Raw genomic sequence first — 26,413 nt, 5'->3', positions numbered from 1 at the left:
AGCCAACCGAGCAGAGCGCGGTCCTCAGGCCATCGAACGGCGACCGTCGAGCCTCTGCCACCGAGCAACAAGGACGCAGGCACGCCTCTCGGCCTAGCCTATGGGACGTGGCATGCGGCGCTGCGCGCGGCGGATGTCTGGCGAAGTGCCAAGCGAAGTGCTTAGTGAAGGGCGTCCATGCGCGGGTGACACCGGACCGAGGGGTTCTCTCGTGTTCGTGTTTCACAGCCACATACCATACTGCCGCAAGGCCGGGATGTGGCCTTTCGGCGAGGAGTGGCTGTACGAGGTCATGCTGGAATCGTACATCCCGCTACTAGAGCTGCTCCGGACCATACCCAGGTACGGACAAACGGCGGCGAGCGAGGCAAAGCCGGGGCAATCCGCGTCCGGAGGCTCGTCTCCTTGCGTGACGGTGGGAATCACACCGATCCTCCTCGATCAGCTCGACGACGACTACATGAGGGAAGGCTTCGTGAAATGGGCGGAGGCGCGCCTTGCGCGCGCCGAGGACGACCGGGGCCGGTTCAGGCTCGCCGGCGATGACGCCCGCCGGCGCCAGGCGGAGGAGTACTGCTCAAGGTACGACCGGGCCATACGCGCTTTCAACGACGAGTACGCCCGCGACATCGTGGGGGCCCTGGGCGAGCTTCAGGAACGCGGAGCGGTTGAGATCATCACGTCCGCGGCGACCCACGCTTACCTGCCGCTCCTGAAAGAGGATACCTCAATTCGAGCTCAGCTCACCGTGGGATGCGAGAGTCACACGAAGCGCTTCGGCAGAGCCCCTAGGGGTATATGGCTGCCTGAGTGCGCATACAGGCCGGGGCTTGAGTGCTACCTGCAGGCTCTCGGGCTTGAGTACTTCTTCGTCGACAGGCATGCCATAGAGGGCGGCGAGTCTATAGGCGTAGCGAGCGGCGGGTGGCGCGCCAAGGACGAAGGCGCGGCCGGCGGCGTGGAAGCAAGCCTGGCCAGAACCGGGACGGGGAACGTCGCGGCGACCGCCCGGAGCGCGGCGCCTCGAAGAACCACTTTCAGACCTTACCTCGTCGGCGGAACGAAAGTGGCCTGCTTCGGGCGGAACGAGCGAGTGACGGCGCAGGTGTGGTCTTCCTGGCTGGGCTACCCGGGCGATGGGCTGTACCGGGAGTTCCACAGAAAGGACGATGTCTCGGGCCTTCAGTACTGGCGGGTCACGTCTAGGGACACGGATCTTGGGGCGAAGGAGCTTTACGACGCGGCCGCGGCGTCGTCCAGGCTCAGGGAACACGCCGCCCACTTCGTGGGGCTCATTCACGAGCTCGTCGACGCCTGGTGGGCGGAGACGGGGGAGCACGCCGTGATCGTGGCGCCTTACGACACCGAGCTCTTCGGACACTGGTGGTACGAGGGTATTGACTGGCTTGGCGAGGTGCTCAAGGGGATCTCGGGGAGCGCGGACGTGATAGCGAGGTCGGCCGGACAGGTCTTGGACTGCCACCCCGCGAACGATGCCGTGGATTTGCCGGAGTCGTCTTGGGGGCGGGGAGGTAGGCACGACGTTTGGCTCAACGACGGCACCGCCTGGATGTGGGAGATGATCCACGCTGCAGAGGCGCGGATGAAGAGGCTCGCCGCACTCTCCGAGGCCGAGGCGGGGGTGCCTGGGTCACCCGAGCCACCCGAGTTGACAGAGCACCCGTTGAGCCAGCTTGACGAGCCGCTGCGACCCGGTGAATCCAGCCGGCCTATCAAGCCTGTCCAAGAGATGGAGAGCGGGCCGGTCTCAGGCCGTGAAGCGGACTGGTCACGCTGCGCCGGTCTTTTGGGGGAGATCAAGGTTCAGGCGCTCAGGGAGTTTTTCCTGCTCATGTCGAGCGACTGGCCGTTCCTCGTGACGGAGCGCCAAGCCACGGAGTATGGAGCGAGGCGCTTCAGGGAGCACGCCGAGAGGTTCGACAAGCTGATGGACTACGCCGAGCGGCTGCTCGAAGGGGCAGGGATGAGCGAGGAAGAGTGCGAGGAAGCCAGGCGCTGCCTCGAGGCGGTGAACCGTCTCGACGACCCATTCCCGTGGCTTGATTTCTCGGTCCTGTCCGCCAGGTCCACGAAGGGGGAGGGCCGGGACTAGGATTGGACAGGATAGGGGGGCTTGACATGAAAGCGGTGGTCATGGCAGGCGGAGAGGGAACGAGACTGCGTCCGCTCACGTGCAACCGTCCCAAGCCGATGGTGCCCGTCGTGAACAAGCCCATAATCCAGCACATCTTCGAGCTGTTGAAGCGCCATGGAATCACAGACATAGCGGTGACCCTGTACTACCTTGCAGATGAGATCGAGAGCTTCTTCGGCGACGGAACGGAACTCGGCCTTCATCTGTCCTACTCCGTTGAAGACGTTCCCCTCGGCACGGCCGGAAGCGTGAAGAAGGCAGCCGAGGTCTTCGGCAGGGAGCGGCTGCTCGTCATAAGCGGGGACGCGCTCACCGACATCGATCTTCGTGAAGCCGTGAGGTCCCATGAAGTCAAGTCGGCGGTGGCTACCATCGTCACGACGCGCGTGGACAATCCCCTCGAATACGGCATCGTGGTCACCGACGACGAGGGCAGGATACGCAGGTTTCTGGAGAAGCCGAGCTGGGGCGAGGTGTTCAGCGACACGGTCAACACGGGCATATACATCCTCGAGCCCGAAGTGCTCGATTACGTGGACGCGGGGAGGCCCGCCGACTTCAGTCAGGACGTGTTCCCGGCGTTGCTGCGCGATGGAAAGAGGCTATACGCGCACGTGGCCTCGGGATACTGGTGCGATGTAGGCAACGTCCAGCAGTATAGGCAAGCCCAGATAGACGCGGTGATGGGTAGAGTGAAGGTAGACATCCCGGGCAACAAGATCGGCACCGACATCTGGGTCGGAGCGGGCACGGAGATCGCGCCCAGCGCACGCCTCTCCGGACCTCTCGTCATAGGCAGGAACTGCCGGATAGGGCCGGGCGCGGGTTGCTTTGAGTACACGGTTCTAGGGGACAACTGCATAATCGAGAAGGACGCTGTCATCCAACGCAGCCTGCTGTGGCAGGACACGTTCGTTGGCCAGGGGACGGAGGTACGAGGCGCCATAGTGGGCGAGCACGCAATCATCAAGGACTTCGTCACGTGTCAGGAAGGCGTGGTGGTGGGCGACAGGTGCAGGATAGAACAAGGCGCCATGCTCCAGCCCCAGATCAAGGTATGGCCGAACAAGATAATCGAGCCGGGCTCGCGTGTGACCATGAGCCTCATATGGGGCACGAAATGGCCGGGGTCCATCTTCAAGGACAGGGGCGTGACGGGGCTCACCAACATTGAGCTCACGCCGGAGTTCGCGATGAAGCTGGGGGCCTCGTTCGGAAGCTCGATCGGCAAAGGCGCGACCGTCACCACCAGCCGCGATGACCATCCCGCCTCTCGTATGATCCTCCGGTCGATCATCTGCGGTCTGATGACGGTGGGAACGAACATCTTCGACCTGAGGTCGACGCCTCTGCCGGTGAGCCGGTACAACGTCAAGACCCTCGGCGTGGACGGCGGAGTGCACATCCGGGTCTCGCCCGATAATCCTCGGCTCACGCTCATCGAGGTCTTCAATAGCCAGGGCATTAACCTGCCCAGGGCCCACGAGCGCAAGATCGAGAACATCTTCTTCAGAGAGGACTTTCGGAGGACGGATGCGGACGAGGTGGGCAAGCTGGAGTTCCCCGGCCGTGTGCTGGAACCGTACACGGAGTCGTTCTTCAACTACGTTGACGCCGGGATAATCGCGGGCTCTCGGCTGAGCGTGGTGGTGGATTACGCGTACAGCAGGCTCTCCATGTTTCTGCCAGGCATCTTTGGGCGTCTAGGGTGCGAAATGGTTGCCCTAAACGCCTATCCCGATCACTCGCGCGCCCCGAAAACCTTGGAGGAACGGCGCGCGCACCTCAAGAAGCTGTCGGAGACCGTGAGCACTCTCAGAGCCGACGTGGGAGTGTTGGTAGAGGGCGACGGCGAACGGCTGGCGCTCGTAGACGAGACGGGGAGGGTGGTGGAAGGCAACACCCTGCTTGCAGCCATGGTTTGGCTGGCGACGCGAGACGCGAGCGGCTGCGCGAGCGGGTGCACTGGCGGCAGCGCGAGCCGTGAAGCGAGGTGCGACGCATCGCGCGGGGCGTCAAAGGATGGAGGGTTCCTCGTCGCCGCGACCGTGGCTGCCACGAGCGCAGTCGACCGCATCGCCGCGGAGCATGGCTCGAGGATAGTGCGGACAAGGGAAGACGCCCGCTCGCTGATGGAGTTCGCCTCCAAGGCAGGGCAGGACCTCCTGTTCGCCGGCGACACTGAGGGAGGATTCATCTTTCCCAGCTTCCAGCCTGCCTTCGATGCCATGTTCTCGTTGGCAAAGGTCTTCGAGTTCATGGCGCGGCAGGGGATCGGCTTGTCACGCATCGTGGACAACTTGGCCATTCCGCCCATGGTGAGCCGTTCGGTGCCTTGCCCGTGGGAGTTCAAGGGACGGGTTATGCGTATCTTGGCCGAAGAGACAGGCGGCATGCCCAGAGAGTTCATCGACGGCCTCAGGCTATTCTTCGACGATGGTTGGCTGCTGGTGCTTCCAGACCCGGCGGAGCCGTTCATTCACATCCGCTCTGAAGCTGCGGACGGGGATACCGCCGCGGCGAGGGCGCGGGAATGTGCCGACAGGGTCGAGGCGATCATCGGGATCTAGAGTTGCCGTGAGGACGGTGGCAGTGGCGGTCGCGCCAGCCCAGAACCCAAGGGATCTTAGAATGCCCTGGATGCGGTGCGCCGGGATTCGTTCCACGGCCGTTCCCCCCTCTTCGTCGTGCCGTGATAGTGTTTCCGGGGAACCGCCTTCGCTACCCAGCACCAACGTCTTTGACCGGACTTTCCATTGGTGCCGAGGTGCCCCGCGCCCGGCGCATCCGCGCCTCTCAGAGCCGGTCTCGCGATGCTGTCTCTATCGACCAGTCACAGCATTTTCATGTGGGCGACGATGGTATGAAATGCATGGGCTAGCCACGTTTGCTGCATAATGGCGACTACCGCACGACTATGCGCAATCCCACATTGCCCGTTTCTCAGTACTTTCATATCACTCAGCCTGTATGCAAAATGTGTCTTCACATCGCCAGGTGTCTATGGTATGATACCGATGGAAAGACCTCTTCACCTTGGCAGAACAGGGAGTCACTCTTCGCGGAGCGGCCACGGGTTCATCAATCCCTGAAGATTGCTATAGCAGTTGGTCGCAGCTCGTACAAGATCGGAGGGCGAGACGATGTACGCTATCGACGAAAAGCTTGAGGAGCTGCACAGAGCAGGGACTCCTATTAGGGTTGGTTTGATAGGTGTCGGGCAGATGGGCAAAGACATACTTGCCCAGGTTAGGCAGATGAAGGGCATAGAGATCTGCGTCGCGGTCGATCTTGACTCGTCAACGGTGCTCGAGGGCTTGAAGCTTGCCCAGGACAACCGCGAACCTACGCTCGTGGACAGCGCCTACGAGGCGGCGCGGATGCTGGGCCAAAGCCGGGTTTTGGTGTCAACGAGATATGAAATGGCCACGAGGACCCCTCAGGTTCAGGTAGTCATCGATGCCACCGGGTCCCCGGAAATGGGCGCTCGCATCGCTCTTGACGCTATCAACCACAAGAAACACGTTGTGATGATGAACCTAGAATGCGATGTCACGGTTGGGCCAATTCTGAGGCAGCTGGCAGACAACGCTGGGGTCATATACACTCTCACGGCGGGCGACGAGCCGGGCTCGATAATGGAGCTGTACAGGTTTGCCAAGGCCTTGGGGCTCAAGGTGGTAGCAGCGGGAAAGGGAAAAAACAATCCCTTGGATCCTTATGCAACCCCTGATGAGTGGGCCGAGAGGGCTAAGACCAGGAGCATGAGTCCCAGGATGCTGGTGGAGTTTGTGGATGGGTCAAAGACGATGGTTGAGATGGCAGCTGTTGCCAACGCAACCGGCCTTGTTCCCGACATCCGTGGGATGCATGGTCCGAAGTGTGTTGTAAAAGACCTAGCCAAGGTATTCTGCCGCAAGCACCAAGGAGGCATCTTGGAAAGAGAAGGAGTCGTAGACTTTGCCATTGGTGATGTGCACCCGGGCGTCTTTCTAGTCGTGACTACAGACCAGCCGCGGCTCATAGACAGCTTGATTCAGAGGGACATGGGAAACGGTCCAAACTACCTGCTCTATCGCCCATATCATCTCTGCGGGATGGAGACGCCTCTGACTGCGGCTCAGGCTGTCTTGTATCACGAGGCGACGATGCAGCCGCTGAAAAGGCCCCTGACTGCCGAATGCATAGCAATTGCAAAGAGGCATCTGCCTGCTGGAACAGTTCTGGACGGCATCGGTGAGTATTGTTACCGAGGCAGTATAGAATTGGGACACATCGCCCGGAATGAGAAGATGCTCCCCCTTGGGCTTGCGAAAGGTGCAAGGCTGGTACGTGACGTCAGGAAAGACGAGATCATCACCTATGATTCGGTGGAACTCGTTGACTCCACGCTATTACAGCTTCGGAGAATCCAAGACGGGATCCTCAACTAGAAGAGGAGGCGCGCAATGGAGGGCAATAGCGATGCCGGTGGGGACTTGCCAGTAATGTTGCCCGCACCGGTGAAAATCAAGCGGGTATATGATTCGCTCAACTCCGCCGAGAGAAAGGCAGCGGAGTTCGTCCTGCAAAACCCGAAGAGCGTCGTTGAAATGGGCATTGCAGAGGTGGCAAGGGCAGCTGGTTGTAGCACCGCAACATTGTCGCGGTTTGCCCGTCGGATTGGATATGAGAACTATCGAGAATTTCGGACCGCCCTTGAGCCAACGAGCGAACCCGGGGGTGGGGGCTTTTATCCGGACGTGCAGCCAAGCGACGACTATGGAGACATCTTACGAAAGGTGTTTCAATCCTCCGTCCGCACGATCGAGCATACGTTGGCAGCCATCGACGTGGATGAATATCGTAGAGTCCTTGAGGCTCTTAGCAGTGCTTCCAGGGTGGTGTTCTTCGCAATCGGAGATGCGGCCGCAGTAGCGCATGCCGGATGCTACAAGTTTGCGAGAATTGGCTACCAGACATCGTACTCATCAGATCCTGACGTGAGTCTAGTAACAGGGAGTCTCTTGAGAAGGGGAGATATGGCGGTAGGCATATCCCACTCTGGCCAAACCACTACAGTAATTCGGGCTCTGAAGCAAAGCAAGAAAGCTGGGGCTACAACCGTCGCAATTACCAATTTCCCCCTTTCGCCAATTGTCAGGATCGCGGATCATGTGCTCCTTACCGCCGCGTTTGCGGAGTCCTCGACAGGAGAGCTGATGGCCCACCGTGTGGCCCAACTGTGCGTGCTGGAAGCTCTATGGGTTGGGGTTCTCCAGAAAAGGAGGGGGAGTCTGAAAGAGTTGTTGTCATACATCGATGAGAGTCTTCGGGTTAACAAGGAGTGACCCGCAGCCCGCAGGATGTATTGCGAGGTTTCGACGGGTCGAAGGGTCGGGGGATGCGACATGGTTGTCTCGTTGACTCAATCAGTCGTGATAGCGAGTGTCCACGTTATGTATGCGACTGCACTCGGGAAACAGGGAGCAGATGCCACTGCTGCCATTGCGAGTTTTTCTTGGCTTATAGGAGGAACAGGCGGATACTATGGCGAACAAATAGAAGGGTGGCTGTAGTTATGGAAACGTTATTGCAAACGTTGCCATGGATAGCATTGCGTGCCGCTGTGCACGCAGTCCCATCCCATGGCGTGTTCCTAGCGCCCTAATTCCTTAGTAGCCACCATTGATCGCGAGATGTTCGCAAGGTGGCGCGTAGCGGTGGCGGGAGTGAGGAGCGATGAGCCTGCTCGGGTTGGACATCGGAACCACTGGATGCAAGGCGGCCATCTTCAGCCAGGATGGCCAGGTGATCGGGTACTCGTTCAAGGAGTATGGTTACTCGTGTCCGTACCCCAAATGGGCCGAGCAGGATCCACTTGAAGTCATGGCGGCCGTGCGAGAAGTCATCGGAGGCGCGGTTGCTTCGGTGACGCGTAACGACCCGGTGACTGTAATAGGCCTTTCCGTTCAGGGCGACGCAATCATACCCGTGGACTCCCACATGAATATCATATACCCCGCAATCTTAGGAATGGACGCTCGTACAGAGGAAGAGTGCCGCTGGCTTGACGACAAGTTCGGAGCCCACAACATCTTCAGGCACACCGGCATGCCCATCCATCCACTGAACGCTCTGACCAAGATCATGTGGCTCAAGAACAATCGCCCGGATGTGTTCGAGAAGACCTGGAAGTTCCTGCACTACGAGGAGTTCGTTCTGGCCATGCTCGGCGGAGAGCCGCTTGTGGACCTGTCCATGGCTTCCAGAACGATGGCATTTGACATCTCGGCAGGAGAATGGTCATCGTCGATCCTGGATGCTGTGGGCATCCCGTCCGAGAAACTCGGAACAGTGGTGCCTTCAGGACACTTCGCCGGACGGATTGCCCCCGAGCTTGCCCGCGAGCTTGGGCTTCCAAAGGGAGTCAGTCTTGCCACCGGGGGGCACGACCAGACTTGTGCCGCGCTCGGTGCGGGCGTAGTGCGCGAGAAGATGGCTACAGTCTCCACGGGTACTGCAGAAGTAATGGGGATTCCATTCGAGAGGCCGATTCTAAGCGATGAGATGTTGAGGAGCAAGTACCCGTGCTATTACCATGTGGTACCCGGCATCTACTTCACAATAACGCTCAACCATACGGGGGGGCTCCTGCTGAGGTGGTACCGAGACACTTTCGGGCATCTCGAGGCTCGGGAGGCCGCCGAGTCCGGGTGCGATGTCTATGATCTCATCATATCTCGTGTGCCCAAGGACCCTTCGCATGTGCTGTTTCTTCCGCACTTAGTTGGAAGTGGTACGCCGTGGTCGGATCCGAAGTCGAAGGGGGCTGTCGTAGGACTTACTCTGGGAACAACTAGATACGATGTGGTCAAGGGCATTCTCGACAGCCTAACCTATGAACTAAAGATCAACCTTGACACGCTTTATAGCCTGGGTGTGGAAGTCCGAGAGCTTCGAGCCGTGGGTGGAGGCGCCAAGTCTCCGGCGTGGCTACAAGTGAAAGCGGATGTGCTCGGTGTGCCGGTAGCCACACTCGCCGTTCGCGAAGCTGCATGCCTCGGGGCCGCATTGCTCGGCGGTCTAGCAACGGGAGTCTTTACCTCGTTGACTGAGGCCGTCGATCAACTTGTTCGCACCGAAGCCGTCTACACGCCAGATTACGACCGGCATGAGATGTATCTGGAGAAGTACGATGTCTATCGTTCATTATACCCGGCCCTGAGGCCGATCTGTCACCGAATATAGTCTGGCGTTCGCGGGTGGGTTTGGAGGAGTCACGAGATGAATGATAAGGAGATCTTGGCGCTACTTCGCGACACCATCATGAAAGAGGCACGCATGCTTCAGATGGTGGCTGATCAGGTTGACGACGGGTATATTGGTGCGCTCAAACTGGTCTTAGGATGCAAGGGACATGTGTTCGTGACAGGCGTTGGCACCTCGCATGCAATGGCGTGGCGGCTAGCCCATCTTCTGTCATGCTCAGGGGCCCCGTCGGTCTTCATTCACGCAACGGATAGCCTTCACGGTTCGTCTGGCGCTATAACCCCAAACGATGTCCTCATCGCGATTTCAAAGGGTGGCGAGACTGATGAAGTCATCGAGTTTTCCAAGATAGCCCGGAGACGCGGAGCCAGTGTGATCGCCATGACGGAAGCGCCGGAGTCAACTCTGGCGTCCATGGCAGATCAGGTGGTTATCGTAAGGGTCCCTGCCGAGGCCGACCCATTCGGGATGATAGCCACCGGGAGTTCTCTCGCCAACGGTATTGCGGGCGACGCATTGTGTGTGGCGGTCCAGCAGCTGAAGGGATACACCAAAGAGTCCTTTGCCGTCACTCATCCCGGTGGAGCGGTAGGGAAAACACTACGCAAGGAGGCACAGGCGTGAGGGCTGCGGTACTTCAAGGCATCGAAGCACTGAGTGTAGTTGAGGTTCCAACACCTGTTTGCCCGGAAGACGGCATACTCTTGCGTGTCCGTGCTTGCGGTGTATGCGGAGGAGATGTGAGGCGCTACTTCTTTGGTCCTGTTGCGGGAAGCCCCATCATGGGGCATGAGATCACCGGAGAGGTGATCGAGGCCAGGAAGGGCGCGACCGAGTTCTCCGTGGGTGACAGGCTTTCGCTGGCGGCCGATATCCGTTGTGGGAAGTGTTACTACTGCGAGCGTAGTCTTTACAACCTCTGCGACAACCTCAAGATCCTTGGCCGAGACGTGGACGGAGGGTTTGCGGAGTACATGGCTCTTACGAAAGACATCCTGGAGCGCGGCATCGTGAACCACCTCCCGCCGAACCTCTCGTTCGTGGACGGCGCGCTTTCGGAGCCAATGTGCTCGGTTCTGGCAGCCCAAGACAGGCTTGCGGTGGGCCTCGGAGACACGGTAGTAGTCCTTGGCGGAGGCCCTATCGGCTGTCTACACGCAGAGATAGCCCATCTACGCGGGGCGCGGCAAGTCATCCTCGTCGAGCCATCGGCTGAGCGTGCCGCAAACGCGGCAGCGCTTTTCCACGTGGATAGGGTGGCAGCGCCTCAGGACGCCGTGGAGGCGGTACAGGAACAGACAAACGGTGTCGGCGCTGACGCGGCAATAGTTGCCACTCCGGCGCCAGAGGCTTCGACCCAAGCGGTGGAGCTTGTACGGAAGCGGGGGCGTATTGCACTGTTCGGCGGGCTTCCGAGACAGAATCCGACGGTGCATCTGAACGGCAACGAGATTCACTACAACGAGAAGACCGTCGTTGGAACGTTCTCGTACCATCCGAGGTACCACAAGCTCGCTCTCGAGCTCTTGTCCTCCGGGAAAATCGACCCCAAGAAACTCATCGCGACCTATTCCCTTGAGGACGCAAGAAAGGCGATTACCGATGCGCGGCAAGGCAAAGTGTTGAAGGCCGTATTGGTGCCCGACCTGGAAGAGGGGCCGGCGCTCTTCAGACTCGACAGAGATGAGAGGTCGACAGCTAGCACCTCATCGAAGTCCCATATTCATAGATGAGGAGTGGTAAGGATGAGAGAGCACAAGTTCTCGTCGGTTATGGTGGCGTTCGGTGCTTGTTCAGATCGTTACGTCCTCGAGGGCTATACTCCCAAGAGAAGCTTTGCCGAAATGCTGGAGCGGGCGCGCCAGGTACCTGACCTCACCGGCGTGGAACTCGTCGGTGGATGGCATCTCAGAATGGAGACGGCCGATCAGGACCTCCAGCAGGTGGTCGACGCGGGATTCCAGGTTTCTATGATTATTCCGGAGCTCTGGTCACAAGGTAAGTGGGGATGGGGCACGTTCAGCTCCAAGGATCCCAGGGTCCGAGAACAGGCGATTTCGCAGGTCAAGAAGGCAATGGACCTTGCAGCGAAGGTTGGATGCAGCCAGGTCAGCCCGTGGTTCGGACATGACGGATTCGACTATGTGTTCCAGTCCGATTACATCAAGGAGTGGGACTGGATCGTCGAGGGGCTTATCGAGTGTGCTGACTACCGACCGGATGTGAAGATCGCGGTCGAGTACAAGCCTCGCGAACCTCGCATGCATGCTCACGTCAACAGCGTGGGCACTGCACTCTTGCTCATTCAGGAAGTCAACAGGCCTAACGTAGGCATCAATCTGGATATCGGCCATGCCTTGCAGGGATTCGAGAGCATGGCTTATGACGTTGCCCTGATTAGGAGGTTTGGCAACAAGCTGTTCCACTTGCACCTCAACGACAACTATCGCACCTGGGATGATGATATGATGCCAGCCTCGGTGCACACCCTTGAGACGCTGGAGCTCCTGTACTGGCTTGAGCGCACGGGATACGACGGCTGGTACTCCCTCGATGTATTTCCCTACCGCGAGGATGGTGTCGAGGTTGTCACTGAGGGCATCGAATGGTACAAGGGTATGTTCAGGCTAATCGAGCGTATCGGAATGGATGAGATCGGAAAACTCATCGAGACTGGCAACCCGATCAGAACCCTCTCGGTGATACGAAAGGCGATTCTTCCGTAGCCTGCAGCTCCATGGCTTAGTCCTCGCACGTTGGGGGGGAAACCAGTGTACCAGGGTAACGAGATAGCCCTCGAAATGCAGGGCATAACCAAAGTCTTCCCGGGCGTCGTGGCACTGAACAACGTCAGCCTGGAAGTCAGGCGGGGAGAAATCCACGCTCTGGTAGGTGAGAACGGAGCGGGAAAGTCGACGCTGATGAACATCCTTGGTGGTGTGATCCAGCCCGACAGCGGCCGCATCCTCATCAATGGCACTGAGACTAGCATTCCGGACCCGAGGGCTGCCCAGAACGTCGGGATCTCCTTCATCCACCAGGAGCTGGCCCTGTTCCCCGACATGCCAGTGGTGTCCAATCTGTTCATAGAGGCCTTCCAGAATGGCCGCGGCATCCTTAACTGGAAACGCCTGCGCAGCGAAACGGAGGAGGTTCTCAGCCGAATAGGCCTGAATGTCTCGCCGACGGCAACTGTGCGTTCGCTCCGGATGGGCGAGCGGCAGATGATAGAGATAGCCCGGGCGCTACTCCGGAACACGAAGGTATTGGTCCTCGATGAACCAACTTCGTCCCTCACTGAGCGGGAGACCAAAGTCCTCTTCGGCCTCATGAGGGAACTGGCTTCACGAGGCGTCTCCATCGTGTACATTTCGCATAGGCTTGACGAGATCTTCGAAGTTTGTAACCGGGCGACTGTCCTGCGCGATGGCCAGAAGGTCGGCACGGTTGACATTGCGAGCACCGCCAAGATGGAACTCATCCGGATGATAGTCGGACGAGACCTCAGGGAGATGTTTCCAAAATCCAATGTTCCAATGAATCAGGAGCTACTCAGAGTGGAAGGGCTCACCCGGCGCGGAGTGTTCGAGGACATAAGCTTCGCTCTTAAGGCTGGGGAGATCGTCGGGATAACCGGACTGATGGGTTCAGGACGTACTGAGCTTGCCCGCGCCATTTTCGGGCTCGATCCGGTAGATAGCGGCAAGGTGAAGGTCTTGGGTCGCCCCATCTCGATCAGGGGCCCGGAAGACGCCATACGGAACGGGTTCGGGTTTGTTACCGAGGACAGGAGAAACGAGGGATTCATTGCCGACAAGCCCATAAGGATGAATATCGTGCTCGCCAGTCTCCACAAGTTCACGAAATGGGGTTGGTGGGTAGACGAGAAAGCTCAGGAAAGGGCGGCTGAGCGCCAGATATCGAACCTGCGGATCGCGACCCCTGACTCAAGGAGGTGGGTCAAGTACCTGAGTGGTGGCAACCAACAGAAAGTAGTCATCGGTAAATGGCTCGAGGCTGAGCCCAAGATCTTCATCCTCGACGAGCCGACGCGTGGTGTGGACGTCGGCGCGAAGGCAGAGATCCATGAGATTATGAACGGACTGGCCCAGAAAGGTGCCGCGATCCTGATGATCTCGTCTGAGCTGCAGGAAGTTCTAGGAATGAGCGACCGGATCCTTGTGATGCGAAACGGACGGCTGATTGCAGACCTCAAACGCGACGAGGCCACACAGGAAGCGGTCCTGGCGTTAGAGACCGGAGGTGACAGGTAACAATGACCACCAAGACAGAGACCGCCATGGCGCAGGGAACCCGCTCTGTTGGCGCTCTCTATGTCATTCTGCGTTACGGCATCTATCTCGCATTCCTCATTCTTTGTGCTTCTATGGCTATAATCTCGCCAAGGTTTCTGACGTGGCAGAACATCAGCAATGTCCTTCTGCAGTCGTCAACGATCGGCGTCATCGCGGTCGGCATGACGTTCATCATTGTCGCCCAAGGGATTGACGTGTCCGTGGGCGCCATCGTGGCTCTGTCGAGCGCGATTTCCGTCGCGTTGATGCTTTTCCATGGTCTTAACCAGTACCTCGGACTCCTGGTTATGATAGCCGGGGGTCTCATTGCTGGATTTGTCAACGGCTTCTCTGTTGCATACCTCCGGATGCCTGCGTTCATTGTGACTCTGGCGACGATGCAGGCGTTCCGCGGCTTTACGATGGTGGTCTCTCAGGGACGTTCGTGGTACAACCTGCCTCCGGTCTTCCAGGCCATCGGCTTTGGGATGATAGGCCCTGTTCCCGTTACTATCGTGGTTGCGATCGTGGCCTTTATCGTTGGACACGTGATTTTGTCGAGGACCGTATTCGGCCAGCAAGTATACGCGGTAGGCGGAAACCCAGAAGCTGCCAGGATTTCAGGTATCAACGTGAGACGGACGGTCCTGAAGGTCTATCTCCTTGGCGGGCTTTTCACGGCTGTAGCGGGAATTCTGGTCACCTCGCGCCTCAACTCCTTCTGGCCGACTATGGGGACCGGTTTCGAATTCGATGCTATTGCCAGCGTGGTCATTGGAGGCACGAGCCTTTCGGGTGGCGTCGGCTTCATCAGCGGGACAGCGATAGGTGTTCTCCTCATGGGCGTGATCAACAACGCACTGAACCTTCTTAACGTCTCAGCTTTCTACCAGCAAGTCGCAAAGGGCGCCATCATTTTCGTGGCTGTTCTTGTAGACACCCTGAAGGTTATGTATTCGAAACACCGCTAGTACCATCGACTAAGTGTTCAGGAGTATAAGGAGGTGGTCCCCGTGTAATTGCCAGCGAGGTCGTCGCAATCATCGGGCTTAAGTGAAGTATTAGGTCAACGGCGTCGATGTTCAATTCGCAATGGGAGGGAAAACAGAATGAAAGTCACTCGGCTCATCTCGATTGCAGTGGTCCTCCTTCTCAGCTTCTCGATGGTGGCCAGCGCAGCCCAGCAAGACCTTGAGAGCAGAGTCAAGGAGCTTGCCAAGCTGGCGGAGACTGGCAAGTCCGCAGTCGTTCCTGGTGAGCCTATGCTCGGCCTCGTCATGGCTGCTCTGGACCATGTTGGTTGGCTGAACATTTACAAAGGCGTTCTCATGGGGACTGCCCAGTATCGCAACGGGTTGACCACTTTTTCAGGGCAGAACTCTGCCGAGATTCAGATGGCCGAGGTCGAGGACCTAATCACCAAAGGTGCCAAGGCCGTTATCCTAAACCCAGTTGATTCTGCTGCTCTCTCTGCCGCCGTTGTGAAGGCTAACCAAGCCGGCGTCCCGGTGATCACGCTCGACCGTTCCGTCACCGGCGGTAAAGTGGCCGCTATGGTCGAGTCAGACAACAGGGAGTGTGGCCGTCTCTCCGTGAGGCTCATGGCCAAGGCCGTCGGGAATAAAAAGGTGAAGGTTCTCGTTCTGCAGGGTGATCTGGCAACCAGTGCTGGTCTGGAGAGGCACGAGGGGTTTATGGAGGAAGTCAAGAAGTATCCCAACCTTCAGGTCGTCTCGGTGCTCCCGGCATACTGGAAGCCCGAGGTTGCAAATGCTGCCACTATGGATGCGTTCCAGGCGAATCCAGATATCGGCGCGATATACCTGCCGTCTGACAATCTCTACACCGAAACAGTCCTTGCTGCACTTAAGCAGCTTGGTAAACTCTACCCCGTGGGCGACCCGAAGCACGTGGTAATCGTCGGGGTTGACGGAGGTCCGAACATCTGCGACGCTATTCGAAGTGGCTATGCCGACGGTTCTGCTTCGCAGGATCTCCATGGAATGGGCAAGACCGCCGTTGAGCTGGCTCTGAAGGCCATCAAGGGCGAGAAGATTGCGGATCCCATCCACCGAATCCCGCCGACAGCCATCACCAAGGAGAACGTCAACGATCCGAACCTGTGGGCTAACGTCAAGTTCTAGGGCAAGGTCTTTCGGGAGAGACCTGCGTGCGAGCGTAGGTCTCTCCCGAACTCAGGATGAAGTATAGAAAGCTCTGCAATGCTGCCTCATGCAGGTGGCATTAGGAAGGAGTACCAGTGACAACTATTAAGGACGTGGCCATGAGGGCCGGAGTGTCGCCTAGCACGGTCTCACGGGCCCTGGCCAATTCATCTAATGTGAAACCCGAAACGCGGGACAGAATACTGCGAGCAGTTAAAGAGCTGAATTATACTCCAAACGCGCTCGCTCGAAGTCTTCGCTCTCGGCGGAGTAAGACTTTTGGCGTCATGATCCCCGATATTGCCAACCCGTTTTTCGCTGAGTTGGTTAAAGCAATTGAGGCATCGGCTCGCAAGTACGGCTACAACGTAGTCTTGTGCAACAGCGAGAACGACAAGAGACGCGAAATCGCCTACCTTGCTCTGATGCGTGAGAAACAGGTGGATGGTCTCATCTTCACGACTGCTGGAGATCTCGCTGAGGCGATTAACAGCTTTCAGAAAGACTCGCGGATTCCGGTAGTCCTCGTGGACCGCGAGATCGAAGGCTTGACGGCCGATACGGTGGTCAGTGATGGACGCGCGGGGGCAATCGACGCAGTTAGGTTCTTGATCGCACAGGGGCATTCCAAGATAGGATGTCTCCGGGGGCCGACTCATCTTCCAACCAGTAAGCATCGCGCCGAGGGGTTCGTCACGGCCATGAACGACTCAGGCCTGGAAGTTGTTCCTGGATGGGTTTTGAACTGTGACTTCTCCCTTGAGTCTGGATTTGAGGCAGGGATGAGACTTGCCAAGATGTCGGGGCTTCCGTCAGCCGTATTCGCGGTGAACGATCTTGCCGCCATCGGTTTCATGCAAGCGTTGGAGAGCTCGGGCATCAAGGTGCCAGACGACATATCAGTGGTCGGATTCGACGACGTCCCGCTTTCAAGGCTCGTAAAACCTAAGCTCACCACGGTTGCACAACCCGTAAGGAGAATGGGCGAGGTTGCAGTGAAGCTTCTGCTCCAGAGGATCTCCGGGCGCGGTAGGCAGGTCAAGAGAGTCGTCCTTCCTACTGAATTGATAATCCGGGAGTCCGTCCGAACCGTAAGTGGCTCCTAGAGCTTCAGCGCTCGTCCACTCCATTTGGCCTTGCGGGTGACGGTATGGAACTGCAAAACCGTTTGTGGAAGGTGCCTAGCTGTGAAGAAGAGCACGCTTTTGAACTCTGAGATTAGTCGCCTCATCGCTGACATGGGTCACGGTGATTGTCTTGTGATAGCTGATGCCGGACTTCCCGTGCCACCCGGAACGACCAAAGTCGACGTGGCTGTGAAGCCAGGGGTTCCGAGATTCGTTGACGTCCTCGATGCCATTCTCAGTGAGCTCCAGGTGGAGCGGGTCGCGATTGCTTGCGAGATGAAGGACAAGAGTCCGGACCTCTACGAGAGGGTGAAGTCCATTTTCGACGGAAGAATCACCGAAGTGAGTCATGAGGAATTCAAGGCGGCTTCGAAGAACGCCAGAGCCATAATCAGAACTGGTGAATGCAAGTCATACGCCAATATCGCCCTCTACTCCGGTGTAGTCTTCTAGAGCTGGGCTGGCGAGCTAGGGGAAGGAGGTACAGGTATGTCTGGAATGATGCTTGCGGCAGTCTTTCGCGGCGAAGGCAACTTGGCGCTTGATGAAGTACCGGTTCCCAAGATAAGCAGGCCCGATGACGTACTCCTTGAAGTTGAGGCTGCCAGCATATGTGGGACGGACGTACATATCGTCGCTGTTCCGCCAGGATACATTGCGACGCCGAACACGATTCTGGGACACGAATACGTTGGTAAGATTCTCGAGGTTGGGTCAGGGGTGACTCACCTCAAGCCGGGAGACCGTGTGGTTGTCAACCCGAATATCTATTGTGGGCACTGCGTATACTGTCAGAATCACATGCCCAACGTGTGTGAGAACATCATTGCCATAGGCATCCACTCCGACGGCGCCTTCGCCAAGTACAGCAAGGTTCCAGCTCAACAACTCCACAAGATCTCACCCCGGGTGCCGCCGGAGATCGCTGTCTTTGCTGAGCCCTTAGCATGCGTAATCAACGGTACCCAGGCGGCCAGGATCCAACCTGGTGAAACGGCTGTGGTGCTTGGGGCAGGGCCCATAGGTCTTCTGTTCACTCAGATGTTCAAGGCTGCGGGTGCAAAGGTCATCGTGTCTGAACCGACCGAGCTGCGCCGAAAGTACGCCGGGCTGAGTGGGGCAGATATCGTAGTTGACCCGACTACCGAAAACCTCGAGGGGGTCGTGCGTCTCGAGACTGGCATCGGTGCCGATGTTGTCGCGGACGTGGCTGGCCGGCTGTTTGCAGACGCTGTCAACCTCGCCCGGAAAGGCGGCACGGTACTGGTATTCGGAGTGAATGCCGGTGTCAGGCAGGAGATCCAGCAATGCAACATCACTTTCAAGAGCCTGACGATCTACGGGACTTGGCTTGCCAACGCGACTTTCCCCCAGGCCGTGAAAGTCTTGGAGACCGGTGTGCTGGACCTCGGTAAGCTCGTGACTCATAAGGTGGCGCTCACCGATATCTGCAAAGGGATTGAGCTCCTCAAGAGCGGAGAGGGTGTGAAGATTGTCGTATATCCGTGACGACTCTGGCGCGGGAGGGACTGCTGCATGAAGTTCAGCGCTTGTATTGAGATGCTATTTACGGAGGTTCCTTTTCTGGAGAGGCTTACCAAAGCGAAAGAGTGGGGCTTTGACGGAGTGGAGTTCTGGAACTGGGACAACAAGGACCTCTCAACCATTGTTGACCGTGCGGCGAGTCTAGGTCTCGAGATCGTCACGTTTCAGAGCAACCTCGGTGGTACGCTCATTGATCCCAAGGACAGGCCGAGATTCGTAGCAAACATCGCGACGTCCATTGAGAAGGCTAGGAGTGCAGGCGTAAAGCGGCTCTTCTTGCTCACGGATGAGCTGAGTGAGGACCGTTCCGTGAAGCCCTTGCCTTATGAGATTTCCTCTGAGGAGAAGTATGAAAGCGTGCTGGCAGGGCTCAAAGAGCTTGCCCCAATCGCTGAGAAGGCAGGGGTGACCTTGGTTCTCGAGCCTCTCAATACGCTGGTAGACCACAAGGGTTATTACTTGAACAACTCCAAGCTCGGATTCAAGCTCATCCGAGAAGTGGCAAGTCCCAACATCCGGCTGCTCTATGATTTCTACCACATGCAGATAATGGAGGGCAACCTCATCACGACGATATCCGAGAACATTGACGCCATCGGTCATGTGCACGTCGCTGACGTGCCCGGACGCCACCAGCCGGGAACTGGTGAAATAAACTACCGTAAGGTTTACGAGGCTCTGAAGCATGCTGGATATAGTGGGTACGTGGGATTTGAATTCGAGCCCACGGGCTCAACTGAGGAGGCTCTTGCTGAGGTCAAGAACATATTCGAGTTCTGACGAACTGTGGCATGAGGGGTGACAACGATGGAACTGTCTCATGAGAAGATGATCACAATGTATCGACAGATGCTGCGGATCAGGTACTTCGAAGACAGAGTATCGAAGCTTTTTGCCGAGGGTGTGCTGCCAGGCTTCGTGCACCTCTACCTTGGCGAAGAGGCCGTGGCAGTTGGAGTCTGCTCCGCTCTGAACGACGACGACTACATCACCAGCACTCACCGAGGCCACGGGCATATTATCGCGAAGGGCGGCAAGTTGGATAGGGCAATGGCCGAGCTCTACGGAAAGAAGACAGGATACAACAAAGGCAAGGGTGGGTCGATGCACATGGCTCACACCGAGCTCGGAATTCTCGGTGCGAACGGCATCGTCGGCGGAGGAATCCCGATAGCTACCGGCGCGGGCCTGTCTGCGAAGATGCGAGGCACCAAGCAGGTGGCCGTGGCCTTCTTCGGGGACGGTGGGTCCAACCAAGGGACCTTTCACGAGTCCATCAACCTGGCGTCCGCGTTCGACCTGCCAGTCATCTATGTCTGCGAGAACAACTTGTACGGCGTCGGAACCCGCCAGTCCAAAGTTCGGAAGGTCGAGCATATCGCCGACCGCGCAGTGGGTTACGCTATCCCCGGGGTCATAGTAGATGGCAACGACGTGCTCGCCGTATACAGGGCGGCAAACGAGGCGGTCGAACGGGCCCGGCGAGGTGAAGGTCCGACGTTGATCGAGTGCAAGACTTACAGATGGCATACGCACTTCGAGGGCGAGCCCGATACGTACCGTACGAAAGAGGAAGTGGCGGAGTGGAAGGCCAAAGAGCCGATCGGACGGTTTGAGGTGTACCTAACCACAGAGAAGATCGCTACTGCCCAAGAGCTTGAGAGCATCCGGCGTGAGGTGATGGATGAGCTCGAGGCCGCTGTGAAGTTCGCCGAGACCAGCCCGGAGCCGGAACTCCATGAGGCTCTTGAGGACGTCTATGCGTGATCTCCGGAAGGCGGTCGGAAGGAGGACACAGTGATGCGAGAACTCACATACACTCAGGCACTCGGCGAAGCACTAGCCGAAGAAATGCGCCGCGACGAGCGGGTATTCGTGATGGGCCTTGATGTGGGTCCCTATGGGGGAGCTTTCGGTGTGACACAAGGCCTTTACGACATGTTTCCGGGGCGCGTTCTGGATATGCCGATCTCCGAGGCGGGGTATGTCGGGGCGGCCGTCGGCGCGGCCCTCACGGGATGTCGCCCGGTGGTGGAACTTCAGTACTCCGACTGGATCACCATCGCCTCTGACCAGTTGGTCAACCAGGCGGCGAACATGAGATACATGTTTGGCGGGACCTGCTCCGTTCCCATGGTCCTGAGAGCCCCGGTGGGCGGGTACCTATCGGCTGCGGCTCAGCATTCCCACATGTTTGAATCGTGGTTTGGCTTCGTGCCCGGCCTAAAAGTGGTTCTGCCGGCTACGCCTTATGATGCGAAAGGCCTCCTCAAGGCGGCGATTCGCGATGACAACCCGGTGATATTCTTCGAACACAAGCAGCTATACAAGGTGAAAGGGCCTGTGCCGGAGGAGGACTATATCGTTCCGCTTGGGAAGGCTGACATCAAACGTGCTGGCAAGGACGTGACAATCGTGACCTACTCGTACATGGTCGATTTCAGCCTCCGCGCAGCCGAACAGCTCGCCATCGACGGAATTGACGTCGAGGTCGTCGATCTCAGGACTATAAGCCCGCTTGACGAGGAGACCATCCTGGAATCCGTTAGGAAGACGAACCGCTTGGTAGCAGTCCAAGAGACCTGGCGGCCGTTCGGTGTTGTGGCTGAGGTCTCCGCCATCGTGGCCGAGAAAGCCGTGGATTACCTCGATGCACCTATCAAGAGGGTTGCAAGCAAGTTTGCTCCGGTCCCGTTCAGCCCGAATCTCGAGCGTTACGTGCTTCCCTCCGTCGACGACATCGTGGCGGCGGTGAAAGAGACGGTGGGTTCCTAAGCCTTGACCTCACGAAGGAGCTCAGCCATGAACGAGGCGTTTCGAGATGTCTACGAAAAGGAACAGAGACTCAGGAACTTCATGGACGAGCGTGGGTTCGACGCCGTCGTCTTGACGTTGCGGTCCAATTTCTCTTGGTTGACTGGCGGAGGCGACAACCATGTTCTCCTGAACTCGGAGTATGGATGTGCCCCCGTGCTCGTGACCAAGAAGGCCAAGTATCTGATCGCGCACCCCATGGACGGACCCAGGATAATGCGGGAGGAAATCGCTGGCCAGGGGTTCGAAATGGTGCTCCACCCGTGGTACGAACCCGACCGCAAGGAAGTGATTCGCAGAATCGCAGGAAGAGGCCGCTTGGCTTGTGACGCCCCCTTCTTCGGTGCTGACAATGTGGCCGAAGACATCATGAGGCTTCACTATCCGTTTACGGTGACTGAGGTCGAGCGGTGCCGGGTTCTAGCCTTAGAAAGCGCCCTGTGCTTTGGTGATGTAGCGAACTCGGTTCGGTCCGGGGAGCAGGAACTCGATGTCGCGGCACGGCTCATCTCGGCTTTCGCCTCGCGACACATCCAGACCGAAGTAGTGATCGTCGCAGCAGACGACAGGATTAGGGATTATCGGCATCCCATACCAACCTCGCGACGGATTAGGAAGACCGCGCTCCTTCATGCTGTCGCGCAGAAATGGGGGCTGCACTGCAATGTGAGTCGGATGGTGGCGCTTGGCGGAATCCCGGAGGATCTTGTACGGATCCATCGTGCTGCATGCTATATTGAGGCGGTCAACGCAGCTCATTCCCGACCCGGTGTCCTGTTCCAGGACCTGCTCGCGAAGGTAAAGGAGGCCTACGCGGAGGTGGGGTTTCCGGAAGAGTGGAAGGCGCACTTCGTCGGAGGCCCAACCGGGTATGTGATTCTCCATTCAGCTGCCATGCTGGATCCATCATGGAATGTGTCTGAACACCAGCCCATGGGACACTTGGCCACAATCGCTGGAACAAAGGTTGAGGAGCTTATCATGGTCACTCCAGAAGGAACCTCGGTGCTGTCGAATTCCAAGGGTTGGCCTCTTCTCAACTTCGAGATCAACGGCCAGTATATCGAACTTCCGGATGTGCTGGTGATCTAGTAGGTCCAGCAGAAGGGGGAGTCTTGCACGTGTTGCTCTCCAACAAGATAGCCGTAATCACGGGAGCTGCCCAGGGGATCGGCGAGTCTATCGCTCTGCATTTCGCTCAAGAAGGCGCGCACATAGTGGCGTGCGACTTGAATCTGAACGGTGCCGAGCTTGTGGCGGAGAAAGTCCGTAGCATGGGACGGCGTGCCCTTGCGTTCAAGGTCGACGTCACAAAGGCAGTCGACATTCAGGCGATGGTGGATAAGACCCTAAGAGAGTTTGCGCGAATCGACATCCTTGTTAACAGCGCGGGAATCCTCAAGCATTCTCTCTTTATCGACATGTCCGAGGATGACTGGGACCAAGTCATGAGTGTCAACGCTAAAGGCACATTCCTGGTGGGCCAGGCTGTTGCGAGGGCCATGGTAAGCCAGCGTTCAGGGAGAATTATAAACATCTCGTCGTGTTCCGGAAAGAAGCCGACCTTGAAGGAAGCAGCATACTGCGCAAGTAAGTCGGCTGTGATCGGGCTTACCAGGGTCATGGCTCTGGAACTTGGCCCTTATGGCATCAATGTGAACGCAATTCTGCCTGGCGCTACGGATACGCCGATGGTCCGCAGGACCTTCATGACAACTCCTGAGGTCGAGCGTGAATGGATTGAGAAAACCGCGCTCAAGCGCCTAGGCAAGCCAGAAGACCAAGCTAAGGTGGCGGTATTCCTGGCATCTCACCTCGCTGATCACATCACTGGCGAGTCGATAGTCGTCTCTGCCGGCGAGATGATGACACAGTAGAACACCCTTTAGCCTCCCAAAGGCGGTCCCAGAGGTGGATGCTCCGTCAAGTCCGGAGGCAAGGGGCAAGGGGCTGCCAGACTGTGCTAGCGGTACTAAGACAAGGAGGCTGGATCGGGCTATGGCAACGATCGTAAGGATGCCCAAGCTTGGCTCCACGATGGAGACTGGAACGGTGGTGACATGGTTTAAGAGAGAAGGAGACGGGGTTACTCAAGGGGAGCCTCTCTTTGAAGTCATGACCGAGAAGATAACCAATGTGATAGAGGCTCCAGCGTCAGGGGTGCTTGTAAGGATCGTTGCACCCGAAGGGAGTGAGCACCCTGTAAGGTCCCCTCTTGCTGTCATCGCAGCACCTGGCGAGGATTTCAGTTCCGCAATGGCCGAGGCCGGGCTGGACTTCCAGTCGCCCGCTCAGGTGGGTCCCTCGGAGCCCTCCGGACTCGCGGCGCAGCCAGCAGCTGAGTCTGCCGCGAGGAATGAGCTGAAAGAGGCGGTAATTGCCTCTCCGATCGCCAAAAGAATAGCGAAGGATCATGGCATTGACCTGTCCGAGCTGACCGGTACCGGGCCGGATGGCCGGATAACCCGTGAAGACGTAGAGCGGTACATTGCAGATCGCACGGGCAACGCTCCTGACGAGGGTATGCCTTGTGTCGCTCCCGCACGTCAGGCACCGGCTCAGGAGGGCCGGACACTTCCCGGAGACCCGGATTCCAATCTATTGGCGTTAAGCCCGATGCGTAAGCTCATTGCTGAGCGCATGACCGCGAGCAGCCAGACGACCCCTCATGTCACTCTCATGACCGAGGTGGATATGACAGACGCGGTGCGTCTATGCGAGGAACTCAATGCAGAGGCAGCGGACGTCAAGATTACGCTCACGGACTTCGTTGTGAAGGCAGTAGCGAAGGCCCTTCGCAGGTTTCCAAGGGTCAACAGCAGTTTTTCAGATCAGGGCCTCAGGCTCTTTTCCGAGGTAAATGTGGGAGTCGCAGTAGCCCTGGAAGATGGCCTCGTCGTTCCAAAGGTGCGCAACGCAGATTCAAAGGACCTCCTCTCCATATCGGGTGAGATCAAGGGTCTTGCGGCTAAGGCGAGGGCCAACGCTCTCTCAGAAAGGGATGTCTCCGACGGAACATTCACAGTCTCGAACCTCGGAATGTACGGAGTCGATTTCTTTACACCGATAATCAACCCGCCCGAATCGGCCATACTTGGTGTTGGCCGTGCAGCAGACAAACCGGTGGTGCGCAACGGCGAGATAAGTGTTCGGAAGATGATGGGATTGTCATTCTCATTTGATCACCGTGCTATCGATGGTGCCCAGGCGGCAGACTTCCTCCGCGAAGTCGTAAGGAGCCTGGAGCGCCCGTTTTCCCTCGTCTTGCTCTGAAGAAGCGGCGTATCTTTCACAGGTTTCAAAGACTTGAGTCCGGGGGTGGTGGAACTGAAGGCGGTCAAGTTTGCTGGCAGAGGCCGGGTCGAGATCGTGGAAAAGCCCAGGCCGGCCGCCAAGGGCGATGTTGTTGTGGTCAAAGTGACGGCCTCGGGAATCTGCGGGACTGACCTGGAAGTCCTCCTCCCGGCCCCGAACCCTCTTCCCACAGTGCCCGGCCATGAAGTGGTCGGTATAGTAGCAGAGGTGGACAAGGCGAGGAGGTTCAGAATCGGAGACCGAGTGATCGTGAACTGCCATGTGACGTGCGGGACGTGCGAACACTGCAAGAACGGGGATCTCATATTCTGCAGGGATCTGAAGGTCATCGGCTTTGAACTCGACGGTGGTGATGCTGAGTACGTAGCTGTCCCGGAGGCCAGCCTTAGGCCGCTGCCTGATGACATCTCCGATGAAGTTGGTGTGATCATCGGTGATGCGTTCGGAACACCTTATCACGCGGTCAGGAAGGCCGGCATAGTCCCAGGTGAAATCGTGGGGGTGTTTGGGGCAGGACCGCTTGGAATCATGGCGGTCCTCTGTGCCAAACGCTTCGGAGCGACCGTGGTTTCGGTGGACATAAACGAAAAGAGGCTGGAGGCCGCAAGAGAGTTCGGCGCGGACCACACAGTCAATTTCCGCACTTCAGATCTTTACCCCGAGGTAATGCATATTACTGGCGGCAAGGGTCTGGACAGGGCGATCGAGTGCTCGGGCAGCGCCTCGGCGGTAATCGCCGCACTTGAGACGTTGAGACTCCGTGGTAGACTCGTGCAGGTGGGCGTGTGTCCCAACGTGTGTGTAAACGCGCAGAAGCACATAGTGGACAGGGAGATCGAAATCGTTGGTTCCAGGAACTTCAACAACAACGAGTTCGAAGAGATAATCGAGTTCGTCCGCCACAACCCTATTGTAGGCAAGCTGGTTTCTCACAGGTTCGGCATAGATGATGCGAAGAGAGCTTTCGAAGTGGCGGAGAAGCGCGAGGGGCTGAAGGTAGTGATTAGCCCGTGAGGACTATCGAGATACTCAACCTCGGTCGGGTGGAGTATCGAGACGCGTATGAGTACCAACGGGCGAGAGTTCAGAAGCGGCAAGCAGACGAGGTGCCCGACTGCCTAATCATGGTGGAACACCCGCCTGTCATTACTCTGGGCAGAGGCGGGGGATGGAATAACATCGTAGTATCCAGGGATTTCTTGAGGGAACGCGGCGTGGAGGTGTTCGAGACAGAACGGGGTGGAAACGTCACGTTCCACGGGCCCGGCCAGCTAGTGGGATACCCCATCATCAAACTCGATCGCGGGGAAAGGGACCTCCATAGGCTCCTGGCGCTCTATGAGGAAGCCATAATCACTGCTATTGGGCGGTACGGCATACGAGGCGAGCACAAGCCAGGTCTTGTCGGAGTCTGGGTGTCCAACCGCAAAATCGCTTCCATCGGGGTATGCGTTGCCAAGTGGGTGACATTTCACGGATTCGCCATCAACGTTTCTGTAGACATGCGGTGGTTCGAAATGATCAATCCTTGCGGATTGGAAGCAAGCATAATGACGTCGATGGAGGAGGTGACAGGTAAAGCGCACTCTGTTGAGGAGCTCGTCCTGCCTGTAGGGCTGGCCTTCGCTGAAGTCTTGGGTCGAGAGCCAGTCTATGCCAGCATATCTTGAGCGTGCGTGCACTGTGACAAGTTCAGATGTCAGTCTCATAGATCCATTGCACTGGGTCACAGTCTGTGTCCCAGCT

Annotated in this window: 22 protein-coding genes; all 22 read left to right on the top strand. The window is 57.8% G+C overall.

Annotated features, from left to right (window positions below; translation table 11 throughout):
- The first annotated feature begins 211 nt into the window (after positions 1-211).
- The 22 genes from NUW12_06130 (at position 212) to lipB (ending at position 26,337) form a co-directional block, all read left to right on the top strand.
- Positions 212-2,113 (top strand): DUF1957 domain-containing protein, encoded by a 1,902-nt coding sequence (locus NUW12_06130; GenBank protein MCR4402349.1) that lies wholly within the window; start codon positions 212-214, stop codon positions 2,111-2,113.
- 2 nt (positions 2,114-2,115) lie between these two features.
- Positions 2,116-4,725, top strand: coding sequence for a mannose-1-phosphate guanyltransferase (locus NUW12_06125; GenBank protein MCR4402348.1), 2,610 nt, complete (start codon positions 2,116-2,118; stop codon positions 4,723-4,725).
- Positions 4,726-5,298: 573 nt separating this feature from the next.
- Positions 5,299-6,588 carry an NAD(P)-dependent oxidoreductase gene (locus tag NUW12_06120; protein ID MCR4402347.1) on the top strand — a complete coding sequence of 430 codons (1,290 nt, stop codon included), beginning with the start codon at positions 5,299-5,301 and terminating at the stop codon, positions 6,586-6,588.
- Positions 6,589-6,603: 15 nt separating this feature from the next.
- The gene (locus NUW12_06115) at positions 6,604-7,485 is read left to right on the top strand and encodes a MurR/RpiR family transcriptional regulator (protein ID MCR4402346.1); all 882 of its coding nucleotides are present in this window, start codon (positions 6,604-6,606) and stop codon (positions 7,483-7,485) included.
- 391 nt (positions 7,486-7,876) lie between these two features.
- On the top strand, positions 7,877-9,385 hold the full coding sequence (locus tag NUW12_06110) for an FGGY family carbohydrate kinase (GenBank protein ID MCR4402345.1): 1,509 nt from the start codon (positions 7,877-7,879) through the stop codon (positions 9,383-9,385).
- A 36-nt stretch (positions 9,386-9,421) separates the two neighbouring features.
- Positions 9,422-10,030, top strand: coding sequence for an SIS domain-containing protein (locus NUW12_06105; GenBank protein MCR4402344.1), 609 nt, complete (start codon positions 9,422-9,424; stop codon positions 10,028-10,030).
- Entirely contained in the window at positions 10,027-11,139 is a 1,113-nt protein-coding gene (locus NUW12_06100; GenBank protein ID MCR4402343.1) for an alcohol dehydrogenase catalytic domain-containing protein, read from the top strand. Before NUW12_06105 ends, NUW12_06100 begins: the two co-directional genes overlap by 4 nt.
- Before the next feature lie 12 nt (positions 11,140-11,151).
- Positions 11,152-12,132: a sugar phosphate isomerase/epimerase gene (locus NUW12_06095; protein MCR4402342.1), complete on the top strand. Its 981-nt coding sequence runs from the start codon at positions 11,152-11,154 to the stop codon at positions 12,130-12,132.
- A 75-nt stretch (positions 12,133-12,207) separates the two neighbouring features.
- On the top strand, positions 12,208-13,680 hold the full coding sequence (locus NUW12_06090; protein MCR4402341.1) for a sugar ABC transporter ATP-binding protein: 1,473 nt from the start codon (positions 12,208-12,210) through the stop codon (positions 13,678-13,680).
- A 2-nt stretch (positions 13,681-13,682) separates the two neighbouring features.
- Positions 13,683-14,672: an ABC transporter permease gene (locus NUW12_06085; protein MCR4402340.1), complete on the top strand. Its 990-nt coding sequence runs from the start codon at positions 13,683-13,685 to the stop codon at positions 14,670-14,672.
- Positions 14,673-14,810: 138 nt separating this feature from the next.
- Complete coding sequence (locus NUW12_06080) at positions 14,811-15,845, top strand: sugar ABC transporter substrate-binding protein (GenBank protein MCR4402339.1); 1,035 nt, start codon at positions 14,811-14,813, stop codon at positions 15,843-15,845.
- A gap of 116 nt (positions 15,846-15,961) precedes the next feature.
- Positions 15,962-16,972 carry a LacI family transcriptional regulator gene (locus NUW12_06075; protein ID MCR4402338.1) on the top strand — a complete coding sequence of 337 codons (1,011 nt, stop codon included), beginning with the start codon at positions 15,962-15,964 and terminating at the stop codon, positions 16,970-16,972.
- A gap of 81 nt (positions 16,973-17,053) precedes the next feature.
- Complete coding sequence (gene rbsD / locus NUW12_06070) at positions 17,054-17,446, top strand: D-ribose pyranase (protein MCR4402337.1); 393 nt, start codon at positions 17,054-17,056, stop codon at positions 17,444-17,446.
- A 36-nt stretch (positions 17,447-17,482) separates the two neighbouring features.
- Positions 17,483-18,502, top strand: a complete 1,020-nt coding sequence (locus NUW12_06065) for an alcohol dehydrogenase catalytic domain-containing protein (protein ID MCR4402336.1) — start codon at positions 17,483-17,485, stop codon at positions 18,500-18,502.
- Between the two features lie 27 nt (positions 18,503-18,529).
- Positions 18,530-19,318, top strand: coding sequence for a TIM barrel protein (locus NUW12_06060; GenBank protein ID MCR4402335.1), 789 nt, complete (start codon positions 18,530-18,532; stop codon positions 19,316-19,318).
- A 27-nt stretch (positions 19,319-19,345) separates the two neighbouring features.
- Positions 19,346-20,305: a thiamine pyrophosphate-dependent dehydrogenase E1 component subunit alpha gene (locus NUW12_06055; protein ID MCR4402334.1), complete on the top strand. Its 960-nt coding sequence runs from the start codon at positions 19,346-19,348 to the stop codon at positions 20,303-20,305.
- Positions 20,306-20,335: 30 nt separating this feature from the next.
- A complete protein-coding gene (locus NUW12_06050) occupies positions 20,336-21,313 on the top strand; it encodes an alpha-ketoacid dehydrogenase subunit beta (protein MCR4402333.1) in 978 nt (325 codons plus the stop codon).
- 27 nt (positions 21,314-21,340) lie between these two features.
- A complete protein-coding gene (locus NUW12_06045) occupies positions 21,341-22,444 on the top strand; it encodes an aminopeptidase P family N-terminal domain-containing protein (protein ID MCR4402332.1) in 1,104 nt (367 codons plus the stop codon).
- Positions 22,445-22,473: 29 nt separating this feature from the next.
- Positions 22,474-23,229, top strand: a complete 756-nt coding sequence (locus NUW12_06040; protein MCR4402331.1) for a 3-oxoacyl-ACP reductase FabG — start codon at positions 22,474-22,476, stop codon at positions 23,227-23,229.
- 121 nt (positions 23,230-23,350) lie between these two features.
- Complete coding sequence (locus NUW12_06035; GenBank protein MCR4402330.1) at positions 23,351-24,625, top strand: 2-oxo acid dehydrogenase subunit E2; 1,275 nt, start codon at positions 23,351-23,353, stop codon at positions 24,623-24,625.
- A gap of 48 nt (positions 24,626-24,673) precedes the next feature.
- Positions 24,674-25,681 carry an alcohol dehydrogenase catalytic domain-containing protein gene (locus tag NUW12_06030; protein MCR4402329.1) on the top strand — a complete coding sequence of 336 codons (1,008 nt, stop codon included), beginning with the start codon at positions 24,674-24,676 and terminating at the stop codon, positions 25,679-25,681.
- On the top strand, positions 25,678-26,337 hold the full coding sequence (gene lipB / locus NUW12_06025) for a lipoyl(octanoyl) transferase LipB (GenBank protein MCR4402328.1): 660 nt from the start codon (positions 25,678-25,680) through the stop codon (positions 26,335-26,337). Before NUW12_06030 ends, lipB begins: the two co-directional genes overlap by 4 nt.
- The last annotated feature ends 76 nt before the right edge of the window (positions 26,338-26,413 follow it).

It is taken from the genome of Bacillota bacterium (assembly GCA_024653485.1).
In the GTDB taxonomy this organism is placed as follows: Bacteria; Bacillota; SHA-98; order UBA4971; family UBA4971; genus UBA6256.
Note: the sequence above shows the minus strand (reverse complement) of the source record. Positions and strands in the feature narration are given on the sequence as shown.